Consider the following 10,985-nt stretch of genomic DNA (forward strand, 5'->3'; position numbering starts at 1 on the left):
CTTTCGCTACTTGCCGTCAGCTGTTGCTTTCCATCGTTTTAGTCATCCGACGGGGTGTATCGGCTGCAAAGCTTGCGATAAGACGAGACTCGATCCCGAGGACACAATTGCCGATCATGACCATTTCCAATTCCGTGCCGATCACTCCTGAACTCATTGCCGCGCACGGGCTGAAGCCCGACGAGTACCAGCGCATCCTCGACCTGGTCGGGCGCGAACCGAGCTTTACCGAACTTGGTATTTTTTCGGCTATGTGGAACGAGCATTGTTCCTACAAATCCTCGAAGAAGTGGCTGCGCACGCTGCCGACCACCGGGCCGCAAGTCATCCAGGGCCCGGGCGAGAATGCCGGTGTGGTCGACATCGGCGACGGCGACTGCGTCGTCTTCAAGATGGAGAGCCATAACCACCCCTCCTATATCGAGCCTTATCAGGGAGCTGCGACCGGCGTCGGCGGCATCCTGCGCGATGTCTTCACCATGGGCGCGCGGCCGATCGCGGCGATGAACGCGCTGCGCTTCGGCGCGCCGGATCATCCCAAAACCAGGCACCTCGTTGCCGGCGTCGTTTCTGGCGTCGGCGGCTATGGCAATTCCTTCGGCGTGCCGACGGTCGGCGGCGAGGTCAATTTCGACGCCCGCTACAATAGCAACATCCTGGTCAATGCGTTTGCCGCGGGCCTCGCGAAGACAGACGCAATCTTTCTGTCCGAGGCCAAGGGCGTCGGCCTGCCGGTGGTCTATCTCGGCGCCAAGACCGGCCGCGACGGCGTCGGCGGCGCCACCATGGCTTCGGCTGAGTTCGACGACAAGATCGACGAGAAGCGCCCCACCGTGCAGGTTGGCGATCCGTTCACCGAAAAATGCCTGCTCGAAGCCTGCCTCGAACTGATGGCGTCCGGCGCCGTTATCGCCATCCAGGATATGGGTGCGGCCGGCCTCACCTGCTCGGCGGTCGAGATGGGCGCCAAGGGCGACCTCGGCATCGAGCTCGATCTCGACAAGGTGCCGGTGCGTGAAGAGCGCATGAGCGCCTATGAGATGATGCTTTCGGAGAGCCAGGAGCGCATGCTGATGGTGCTGCGCCCCGAAAAGGAAAAACAGGCCGAGGCGATCTTCCACAAATGGGGCCTAGACTTTGCCATCGTCGGCAAGACCACCGACGATCTGCGCTTCCGCGTGCTGCACCAGGGCGATGAAGTCGCCAATCTGCCGATCAAGGATCTCGGCGACCAGGCGCCGGAATATGACCGTCCCTGGGTCGAACCGAAGAAGCCGGCGCCGCTGGTCGGCGATGCACCTCAAGCCGATGTGGCCGACGCACTGCTCAAGCTGCTGGGGGGACCGGACCTTTCCTCGCGCCGCTGGGTGTGGGAGCAGTACGACACGCTGATCCAGGGCAATTCGCTGCAGCTTCCCGGCGGCGACGCCGGTGTCGTGCGCGTCGATGGCCACCCGACCAAGGCGCTCGCCTTCTCCTCCGACGTGACGCCGCGCTATTGCGAGGCCGACCCTTACGAGGGCGGCAAGCAGGCCGTTGCCGAATGCTGGCGCAATCTTACCGCCACCGGCGCTCTGCCGCTCGCGGCCACCGACAACCTCAATTTCGGCAATCCGGAACGGCCGGAGATCATGGGCCAGCTGGTTGGTGCCGTGAAAGGCATCGGCGATGCCTGCCGGGCGCTTGGCTTTCCGATCGTCTCCGGCAACGTCTCCCTCTACAATGAGACCAACGGCCAAGGCATCCTGCCGACACCAACCATCGGCGGCGTCGGGCTGATTGCCGACTGGTCGAAAATGGTGCGGATCGGCTTTGCCGCCGAAGGCCAGATGATCGTGCTGGTCGGCGCGCCGACCATGTGGGGCAGGCATCTTGGCCAGTCCGCCTATATGCGCGACATCCATGGCCGCGCCGACGGCCCGCCGCCGCCGGTCGATCTCGACCACGAGAAGCGGGTCGGCGACCATGTGCGGGCGCTGATCGGCTCCGGTGTCGTTAGCGCGGCGCATGACGTTTCCGACGGCGGCATCGCGGTGGCGCTGGCCGAGATGGCGATGGCCTCCGGCATCGGCGCGACCATTCCCGGCCTGATCGGTACGGATCCGATCCCCGTCTGGTTCGGCGAGGATCAGGGCCGCTACCTGCTGACGCTGTCGATCGATCCGCAGAGCGAGGAATGGGACGCCATTCGCGAACAACAAAGCAAACTCGGCATTTTTGCACCGTGGATCGGCTCGACCGGCGGCAGCGAATTGAAGCTGGGCGAGGCGCGTGCGATACCGGTCAGCGAATTGACCGCCGCCCACGAATCCTGGTTCCCTCGCTTCATGGCAAATGAGGTCGTGGACCCGTGATGTGATCAAGCGGGGCCGTTTCGGTGTGGTTCATCCGCCTTTTCGACCATATATGAGATCACGACCTGAACAAGGAATCCTCATATGGCAATGGACGCCCACGACATCGAACGGCTGATCAAGGAAGGCATTCCGGACGCCAAGGTGACCATTCGCGACCTGGCCGGCGACGGCGACCATTATGCGGCTGAGGTTGTGGCCGAAAGCTTTCGCGGGAAAAGCCGCGTCCAGCAGCACCAGATGGTCTATGACGCGCTGAAGGGCAACATGGGCGGCGTGCTGCACGCGCTTGCCCTGCAGACCAGCGTGCCGGACTGAGCTCTCTTGCAGTTACCGGCTCGCAAGCTTCTTACCGGTCACGGCGATGATCGGCCCGGCTGGATAGTTTCCACCCACAATCATCCGCTCGCCGTTCGACAGCGCCGAAACGGCCCCGTCGAAGAAAAGCGCGCTGGGACAATCGAGCGCGTCTCGAAACAGTCGGGCGAAGCTGCCGAGGCTGACCTCAGAGCGCGAGATCGCCAGCACGACAGTGTTTTCGTCACGCACGCCGACGCCATTGCGGATATAGCGCGATGTGCCGTTTTGCTCGAAGCGGGGATGAAGCCGGCCGTCGATCACCAGCATCGGGCCGGATTGCGTGGCAAACATCACGTCCAGTCTGGTCGCAACATAGGCGCTTGTCTCGATGACCGCCGCCTTGCCATCCTTCCGGACCAGGAAGACGCCGTTCGGTTTCAGGAAGAAATTTGCCTTCGCTGTCGGCGAGGTTGATCGGCGCCTTCTCCCGGCCGTCCTCGACGAGAAGGCCGACCGGAGTCAGGTCTTGGTGATACATGCCGGCGTTCATGGCGAGCAGCACCGGCCGGCCCTGATCCGCCATCGCCTTGTCGAATTTGTCCAGTGAACCGAAAGCCTTGCCGTCAATGCCTGCGTGGAACACACCGATGTCATAGCGGCGCAGATCGATTTCGCAGACGACATAGGCGACCGCCTCGAAGCTCGCGTCGCGGCACGGCGCCGGTAATCCACCGCCGACGACGAGAGGTGGCTGCCTCGGCGACTTGGCCCACCAGATCAAGGACAGTGCGGCGAACAGAACGGCGAGGACGACCCCGGCGAGATACCGTCTTTTCATCACGCCTCGGGACAAATGGTGGCCAACGGCTTGGCCCAAGATCAGACCTTCCTTTGCGCCATTTGCATGGCAAGGCGGCAAACATCTTGTTTCGCGCAACCCATGGGTTTATTTGAAGGGTAATGTTCGAGCCTGACTCCCACAGGCATGAAAGGGTATTCCATGAGCGGCATCAACGATTACATTGACAATGAGGTGAAGGGCAACGACGTCGTTCTCTTCATGAAGGGCACCCCCGGCTTTCCGCAATGCGGATTTTCCGGCCAGGTCGTGCAGATCCTCGACTATATCGGCGCCGACTATAAGGGCGTCGACGTGCTGACGTCGGCCGAACTGCGGCAAGGCATCAAGGACTACTCCAACTGGCCAACCATCCCGCAGCTCTACGTCAAGGGCGAGTTCGTCGGCGGCTGCGACATCATCCGCGAGATGTTCCAGGCGGGCGAATTGCAGACCTTCCTCGTCGAAAAAGGCGTCAGCGTCAAAGGCGCCGCCTGACTTCTGTTTCTGCGTATGACCTTCCGACTGCGATTTTCGGGGGTCAAGCGATAAGCGCCGGGGCAGCCCCCACCTTGGCAAAAAGTTCTGCCCGACATCGGGGCAATCAACGAATGGATGCGTCGGCCAGCCGGCGCATTTTCGTTGAGGATCGGACTGGCCGTGGATCAGCAAGCACAAGCGCAGCAAAAGGCAAGCACCTTGCCCATTCCGCGCTGGGAATTCATTGCGCTGTGCGCGGCGCTGATGGCGCTCAATTCGCTGGCCATCGACATTATTTTGCCGGCGCTGCAGCAGATCGGCGCTTCGCTTGGCGTCGAAAATGAAAACCACCGGCAATATGTGGTCACCGCCTATATCCTTGGCTTTGGGGGCGGACAGCTGTTCTTCGGGCCGATCTCGGACCGTTTCGGGCGCCGCGCGCCTCTTGTCGCAGGGCTGGTGATCTACGTCGTCGCGGCCGGCGCTGCGGCAATCGCCCCGTCATTCGCCACGCTTCTGCTATGCCGGGCCGTGCAAGGCATCGGCGCGGCGGCGACGCGCGTCATTGCCGTCTCGATCGTGCGCGATACGTTCGACGGAAGGCGCATGGCCGAAGTCATGTCCTTGATCTTCATGGTGTTCATGGCCATTCCGGTGGTCGCGCCCGGTATCGGCCAGTTCATCATGCTGTTTGCGACCTGGCATGTGATCTTCGTCACCATGGCAGCCGGCGCGCTGATCGTGTCCGCCTGGTCGCTGCTGCGCCTGCCCGAGACATTACATCCCGAATATCGCCGGCCGCTGACGCTGTCCTCCATCATCGGCGGCTTCCGCATCGTTCTCACCAACCGCATCGCGCTCTGCTACGCCTTCGCCAGCACCTTCATCTTCGGCGCCATGTTCGGCTTCATCGCCTCGGCCCAGCAGATCTATGTCAGCGTGTTCAATGTCGGTGAGATGTTCCCGGTCATCTTCGCGGGGGTTGCCGGCGTGCTTGCGTTTTCGAACTACCTCAATTCGCGCCTCGTCGGCCGTATCGGCATGCGCCGCCTGTCGCAAAGCGCGCTGCTGCTGTTTCTGGCAATCAGCCTTGCCTGGCTGGTCGTTTCCATCGAAATGAAGATGCCGCTATGGCTCTTCATTGCCTTCTTTGCCTGCGCCATGGTCCCGTTCGGCGCGCTCGGCGCGAACTTCAACGCGCTCGCTATGGAGCCGCTGGGGCACCTGGCCGGCACTGCGTCGTCGATCCTTGGGTTCATGCAGACATTTCTTGGCGGCATTCTCGGCACGCTGATCGGCCAAGCCTTCAACGGCACGGTGACGCCGCTGGCCGCCGGGTTCTGCAGCGTGTCGGTGGCGGCGCTGCTGATGATCCTGCTGGCCGAGCGCGGCAGACTATTCCAGCCGCATAACCCGCCGGTTTAATGCACATTGCGCGTGCGCCTAGGATGCACCCTCATTGACCGCGGTGAAGCGAGGGAACAGCGTACGTCCTGCGATTGCTCCACCCATGCTGTCGGAAACGGGCAGTGGAAGAGCCTTGTCGAGCGCCTCGAGGACGGAAGCCACGAAGGCCCGGTTGAGCGGACCATCGTCCCCTAGATGGGAGAAAGTGGCGCGCGGCTTGCCAATAAGCGTGCCGTTTCGGCGAATTGAGAACTGCAGCGTCAGGGTCATGCCCGCGGTTCCGGGCGGCGGCTTCCAACAGGCGAAGATCGCGGAGAACATCTCGTCTATGGTGTCGACGGAGTCGGGACTGCGACATGCGCGTTCCCCAGCTCTTGCTTCATTGACACCGGCAACCAAGGCAAGGGCAAAGGCCGTTGCAACAATTGCGGACCGAGGTTTCATTCGAGATCTCCGGTTTCGCACAAGATTGGACACCTTTGGCAGCGAAGAGCTATTCCGCCCAGAGCTCGCGGCGCAGCTCCCGCCAGCTCTCACGGTCCGGCGCGACCAGCAGGCCACCCCCGACATGCGACGGCAGATAGGCGCTGCCGTCGAAGCGCGCGGCATGGCCGCCGGCCTCCGCATGGATCAGCACGCCGGCCAAGTGGTCCCAAGGCATCAGCTTGTTGTAGACGACGAAATGGCCGTGGCCGCTGGCCAGCAGGCGGTATTCGTGGGCGGCGCAGCGATAATTGAACTGCGATAGCGACTTGGTCTGGTTGCGCGCCAAACGTGAGCGGTCCGGCTCCGGCACATAGTGCCATGAGACCGCACCGGTCATTTCCGACATCGGCGCCGGTTTGGCGACATGGACCTTTTCCAGATTGCCATGGGCATGGCGGATATGGCTGCCGGCGCCACTAACGCCGATCAGCCAATCCTTGCCGACGGGATCGTGAATGATGCCGGCGACCGTCTCGCCCTTGACCACGACGCCAAGCATGACGCCGAACAGCGGCACGCCGGAGGCGAAGTTGAAAGTGCCGTCGACCGGGTCGATAACGAAGGCGAGTTCGGCATCGCCGAGACCGTCGAGCAGCGTCGGGTCGTCGGAGCAGGCCTCCTCGCCGACGATCATTGCGTGGGGATAACGCTGGCGCAGCATGGTGGTGATGAGCCGTTCGGCATTGACGTCGGCCTCGGTGACGAGATCGGCGGCCGAGGTCTTGCGACGGACGTCGCTCTCGCTCAACCGGCGAAAGCGCGGCATGATCTCGGCGACGGCGGCTTCCGACAGAAGGGCGGCAAGCCAGTCGACTGCGCTATCGTCAAATGTCATCGGGACGCCTGGTGGTGAGGGTTTCGTTGAGGGCGGCGAAATCGAACAGTTTCCTGTCGAGCAGATGCGAACGCCGCACATTGGTCATGGCGCGGATCATCGTGTCCTTGCGGCCGGGCATGCGCTTCTCGATGTCGTCGAGCATCGCCTTCATGGCGTTGCGCTGCAGACCTTCCTGGCTACCGCACAGATCGCACGGAATGATCGGGAATTTCATGGCGCCGGCGAATTTCTCGAGATCGGCTTCCGCACAATAGGCGAGCGGCCGCAGCACCATGACATCGCCTTCGTCATTGAGCAGCTTCGGCGGCATGGCGGCCAGGCGCCCGCCATGGAACAGGTTCATGAAGAAGGTTTCCAGTATGTCCTCGCGGTGGTGGCCGAGCACCAGCGCCGAGCAGCCCTCCTCGCGGGCAATGCGATAGAGATGGCCGCGCCGCAGCCGCGAGCACAGCGAGCAATAAGTGCTGCCCTCGGCCAGCTTGTCGGTGACCACCGAATAGGTGTCCTGATATTCGATGCGATGCGGAATGGCATAGCTGTCGAGATAATCGGGCAATATGTGCTTGGGAAAGTTCGGCTGGCCCTGGTCGAGATTGCAGGCCAACAGCTCGACCGGCAGCAGCCCGCGCCATTTGAGATCAAGCAGCACGGCAAGCAAGCCGTAGGAATCCTTGCCGCCCGACAGAGCGATCAGCCAACGGTCGCCGGGTCTCACCATGGCGAAATCGTCGATCGCCTGGCGGGCAAGCCGCAACAGCCGCTTGCGCAGCTTGTTGAACTCGACGGAGGACGGCACATCGGCAAACAGCGGATGAAAGCCGCCTTCGGCGTCGGCGATCGGGTCAAGCGTTTTGGCGTCTGGCTGCATGTTCACGGCGCGTCGGCCCTAAAGTCCTGTTGCCGCCCGCAGTAGCGCATCGGATCGAAAATCGAAATCGATTTCCGACTCACGTCCCTGAAAAGGACGAAGAAAGAAAAGGCCGCCTGGAGGGGCGGCCTTCGGTTGTGTCGTGGCGAACGCCGATCAGCGCGAATAGAATTCGACGACCAGATTCGGTTCCATCTGCACGGCAAACGGAACATCCGCCAAGCCGGGGATGCGCGTGAAAGTCGCGGTCATCTTGTTGTGGTCGGCCTCGATGTAATCGGGCACGTCGCGCTCGGCCAGGCCCACCGATTCCAGCACGATGACCAGCTGCTTCGACTTCTCGCGCACTTCGATGACATCGCCCGGCTTGCAACGGTACGAGCCGATGTTGACGCGCTTGCCATTGACGTTGACGTGGCCGTGATTGACGAACTGGCGCGCCGCAAAGATGGTCGGCACGAATTTGGAGCGGTAGACGACGGCGTCGAGGCGCGATTCGAGCAGGCCGATCAGGTTCTCCGAGGTGTCGCCCTTGCGGCGGTCCGCCTCTTCATAGACCTTGCGGAACTGCTTCTCCGAAACGTCGCCATAGTGGCCCTTCAGCTTCTGCTTGGCGCGCAGCTGCAGGCCGAAATCGGAAAGCTTGCCCTTGCGGCGCTGGCCATGCTGGCCGGGGCCGTATTCACGCTTGTTGACTGGGGACTTCGGGCGGCCCCAGATGTTTTCGCCAAGACGGCGGTCGATCTTGTACTTCGCGGATTCGCGCTTGCTCATCGCATTCCCTTTCAAAACAACGCACCCGGAACCTTATGGTCCGGGTGAAGGAAACGCGCCCTCCTCTGGCCTCCGTTTTCGAGACCTGACAGGGTTTTCGACGCAACGCGACGGAAAACCCACGGGACACGTCATTTCAAACAAGACATAGGGAAAGTAAAACCGGCTTCCCCAAACGTCTTGCACACATAAAGAAAACCACCGGGCATTGCGGCCCGGTGTTGATGGGCTGGTTAAACGGAGATTTAACCGCTGTCAAGCTTCTGGCTGGCGCGAGTCGCCGAACCGGATAGTGTTACGGTTGTAGAACGTGCCGGATGTGGCGGGAGGTTGCGCCAGCGGCATCAGGAAGGGACTGAAGTCAGAGGAGCAGGAATTCGCATGAAGAAGTTCTTCCTTACGTTGGTGGGAGCCGCGGTGATGGCCGGCACGATGGCGGTTGTGCCCGAGCCAGCGCAGGCCCGGCATTGGCATGGGCACAGGCATCACCAGGTCTGCCGCATCGTGGTCAAGAAGAAGGTGGTGTGGCGCCACGGTCACCGCAAGGTCATCCGCTACAAAGTGCGGCGCTGCGGGTGGGGCTGGAACTGGTAATTTTCGCCCTCGCCCGTTGAGACGTCATGGCCTGCGGCTCAGCCGCGGGCCTTTTATTGACCGGCATCCGCCGCCAGAATGGTCAGTCGATCAGTGTTTCGACTTCTTTTCCGGCAGGCCTTTGCGCTTGGTCTCGGCGAACTCCTCGAGCTGTTTTTCGCTCATGGATTTATACATTCCCTTCGACGCACCTTTGAGCGCGCCCTTCTTGGTCTCGCCGCGCTTGGCTGACAATGCCGCGCCGGCCGCTTTCTGCTGGGCTTTTGAGGTGGCTGGCATGATGGTTTCTCCCGTTTCCGATGAGAGGAAAACGCATTGTCTGGTGTGATGTTCCCAAAGCGAAAATTGCTTGCGGTCAGGATATCGCCAGGCCAAATCCCTGCATCAGCCGGCGCGTCGGAAAATCGGCGCTGTTCGAGGTGAAGAACGCAAGGTCGGCCCCTTCCGGCAGTGCCTCTCTGCGATAAGCGGCCTCGGTATCGGCAAGCAGCGACAGCGCGCGGCGTGCGATCGCCTCGGCCGGGTCGAGCCAGTCGACCGGCCAAGGTGCTGTCTTGCGCATGCGGTTGGCCAAAAAAGGATAATGGGTGCAGGCAAGCACGACGATGTCGGTGCGCAGCCCGTCATGCTCAACGAAGCACGGCGCGATCTCGGCGCGCACGGCGTCCTCGTCGACAAAACCATCGCGCATATAGGCTTCGGCCAATCCAGCCAGCCTGTCGCTGCCGACCAGGCGGACGTGGCATTTCTGCGCCCATTTGCTGATCAGGTCGCGCGTGTACTGGCGCTTGACGGTGCCGGGCGTCGCCAGCACCGAAACGAGGCCTGAGCGCGTGCGTTCCGCCGCCGGCTTGATGGCCGGCACGGTGCCGACGAAAGGGTGGCCGGGAAACCGCTCGCGCAACGCATCGATGACCAGTGTCGAGGCGGTGTTGCAGGCGATGACCGAAATGGCCGGCGAAAACCGTTCGAGCAGCCTGGCGAACAACTCCAGAATATGTGTTCTCAGCGCCGTTTCCTCCCAGGCGCCGAAGGGGAACGCCGCGTCGTCGGCGACATAGATGAAGCGGCGGTCAGGCATCAGGACGCGCGCCTCACGCAGCACGGTGAGGCCGCCAATGCCGGAATCGAACATCAGGATCGGACGGGCGCTCGACGGATCGGTCATGGTCATTGAGTCACTAAGGGCTGGGAATCACTAAGGGCTGGGGAATTACAAACGAGATCACGAGAGAAGGCCGGCCTATGCATTTTGCTTCGGCCAATGATGCTTTGTCCCGGCCGCTTCTATGTGGAACCATCATGGCCTTGATGCGGCGAGACAGGTCACACAAGGCCCCGCTTGCCGAAGCCGCCGGCCCGCGGCCGGCCGGTTGCCGGAGATGCAGGTTGAGATGCAGCATGGTTCGACGGCACCGGCGCGGCGCGCATGGCGTAGGCTGGAGCCAGGGCCGTCACGCCCGCGGCTGACGCTGAATGGGGCGCCGCGGTGCGGCGCAGCGGCCCGGGCGGGTCGAAATCGTCGAAACTCAGGGATGATGCCATATCCGAAGAGCCACCGCCCGCCGGCCTGGCCGCCAAGATGACGGCCCACAGCCCGACAAGAGCTAATCCCAGCAGGTTAAGACCGGAATGCGAATCTTCGCCGTCGAATTTTACGACAAGAACAGTGCCGGCCTGCAGGATCGCGAACAGGGTCGAGAACACGATATACGACCAAAGGATCCAACCGGACCCTTGCGCGTCGCGGCTTCGACGCCAGGCGAAATTCGCGCGGAACAGAACGATCACCAGCGAGGCGACGAGAACGGCCGCGGCCAGCCCTTCCCTGGAAGGACCTGGTTTCGAATTGGCCAAGCCCTCGATGCCGATGGTCAGCACGACACACAGCACAAAGGTCGCGATTTCCGCAACCAGCAGAGCCACGGAATAGAAGAAAAAGCGAAGACGACCGATATTTGAGCTAAACATCCGAGATCCATCGTTTCGAAAACCATGGATCAAACCAAATAAAATTCGGTTACTGGTAAGACAGCTGCATTTGCG

13 protein-coding genes are annotated in these 10,985 nt (G+C 62.0%); 5 read left to right on the top strand and 8 right to left on the bottom strand.

Going from position 1 to position 10,985, the window contains the following annotated elements; genetic code table 11:
- The first annotated feature begins 116 nt into the window (after positions 1-116).
- Positions 117-2,354 carry a phosphoribosylformylglycinamidine synthase subunit PurL gene (gene purL / locus NKH83_RS17130; protein ID WP_352477361.1) on the top strand — a complete coding sequence of 746 codons (2,238 nt, stop codon included), beginning with the start codon at positions 117-119 and terminating at the stop codon, positions 2,352-2,354.
- Positions 2,355-2,438: 84 nt separating this feature from the next.
- On the top strand, positions 2,439-2,672 hold the full coding sequence (locus NKH83_RS17135; protein ID WP_023674714.1) for a BolA/IbaG family iron-sulfur metabolism protein: 234 nt from the start codon (positions 2,439-2,441) through the stop codon (positions 2,670-2,672).
- A 12-nt stretch (positions 2,673-2,684) separates the two neighbouring features.
- Here NKH83_RS17135 and NKH83_RS17140 read toward each other — a convergent pair whose 3' ends face one another.
- Positions 2,685-3,095 carry a phosphodiester glycosidase family protein gene (locus NKH83_RS17140; protein ID WP_352806186.1) on the bottom strand — a complete coding sequence of 137 codons (411 nt, stop codon included), beginning with the start codon at positions 3,093-3,095 and terminating at the stop codon, positions 2,685-2,687.
- 559 nt (positions 3,096-3,654) lie between these two features.
- Here NKH83_RS17140 and grxD point away from each other — a divergent pair.
- A complete protein-coding gene (grxD, locus tag NKH83_RS17145) occupies positions 3,655-3,990 on the top strand; it encodes a Grx4 family monothiol glutaredoxin (RefSeq protein ID WP_023674712.1) in 336 nt (111 codons plus the stop codon).
- Positions 3,991-4,197: 207 nt separating this feature from the next.
- Positions 4,198-5,397, top strand: a complete 1,200-nt coding sequence (locus tag NKH83_RS17150; RefSeq protein WP_254817732.1) for a multidrug effflux MFS transporter — start codon at positions 4,198-4,200, stop codon at positions 5,395-5,397.
- Between the two features lie 18 nt (positions 5,398-5,415).
- Here the strand turns inward: NKH83_RS17150 and NKH83_RS31655 are convergent, their stop codons facing one another.
- The 4 genes from NKH83_RS31655 to rpsD all read right to left on the bottom strand — a co-directional run bounded on the left by NKH83_RS31655 (position 5,416) and on the right by rpsD (position 8,345).
- Positions 5,416-5,988 carry a UCP034077 family protein gene (locus NKH83_RS31655; protein ID WP_502895581.1) on the bottom strand — a complete coding sequence of 191 codons (573 nt, stop codon included), beginning with the start codon at positions 5,986-5,988 and terminating at the stop codon, positions 5,416-5,418.
- A complete protein-coding gene (locus tag NKH83_RS17160; protein WP_352477356.1) occupies positions 5,873-6,700 on the bottom strand; it encodes an inositol monophosphatase family protein in 828 nt (275 codons plus the stop codon). The genes NKH83_RS31655 and NKH83_RS17160 overlap by 116 nt, the downstream gene beginning before the upstream one ends.
- The gene (ttcA, locus tag NKH83_RS17165) at positions 6,690-7,577 is read right to left on the bottom strand and encodes a tRNA 2-thiocytidine(32) synthetase TtcA (RefSeq protein WP_023674708.1); all 888 of its coding nucleotides are present in this window, start codon (positions 7,575-7,577) and stop codon (positions 6,690-6,692) included. Before ttcA ends, NKH83_RS17160 begins: the two co-directional genes overlap by 11 nt.
- Positions 7,578-7,727: 150 nt before the next feature.
- A complete protein-coding gene (rpsD, locus tag NKH83_RS17170; protein WP_254817640.1) occupies positions 7,728-8,345 on the bottom strand; it encodes a 30S ribosomal protein S4 in 618 nt (205 codons plus the stop codon).
- Between the two features lie 381 nt (positions 8,346-8,726).
- Between rpsD and NKH83_RS17175 the strand changes: the two genes are divergently transcribed.
- On the top strand, positions 8,727-8,939 hold the full coding sequence (locus tag NKH83_RS17175) for a hypothetical protein (protein ID WP_352477355.1): 213 nt from the start codon (positions 8,727-8,729) through the stop codon (positions 8,937-8,939).
- A gap of 90 nt (positions 8,940-9,029) precedes the next feature.
- Here the strand turns inward: NKH83_RS17175 and NKH83_RS17180 are convergent, their stop codons facing one another.
- From NKH83_RS17180 to NKH83_RS17190, 3 genes are all read right to left on the bottom strand, one after another.
- Positions 9,030-9,218 (bottom strand): DUF3008 family protein, encoded by a 189-nt coding sequence (locus NKH83_RS17180; protein WP_023674705.1) that lies wholly within the window; start codon positions 9,216-9,218, stop codon positions 9,030-9,032.
- A 76-nt stretch (positions 9,219-9,294) separates the two neighbouring features.
- Positions 9,295-10,107, bottom strand: coding sequence for a glutamate racemase (gene murI / locus NKH83_RS17185; RefSeq protein WP_352477507.1), 813 nt, complete (start codon positions 10,105-10,107; stop codon positions 9,295-9,297).
- 158 nt (positions 10,108-10,265) lie between these two features.
- On the bottom strand, positions 10,266-10,943 hold the full coding sequence (locus NKH83_RS17190) for a DUF805 domain-containing protein (RefSeq protein WP_352805969.1): 678 nt from the start codon (positions 10,941-10,943) through the stop codon (positions 10,266-10,268).
- Between the last annotated feature and the right edge of the window lie 42 nt (positions 10,944-10,985).

The organism is Mesorhizobium sp. M0909 (genome assembly GCF_040319515.1).
Taxonomy (GTDB): domain Bacteria; phylum Pseudomonadota; class Alphaproteobacteria; order Rhizobiales; family Rhizobiaceae; genus Mesorhizobium.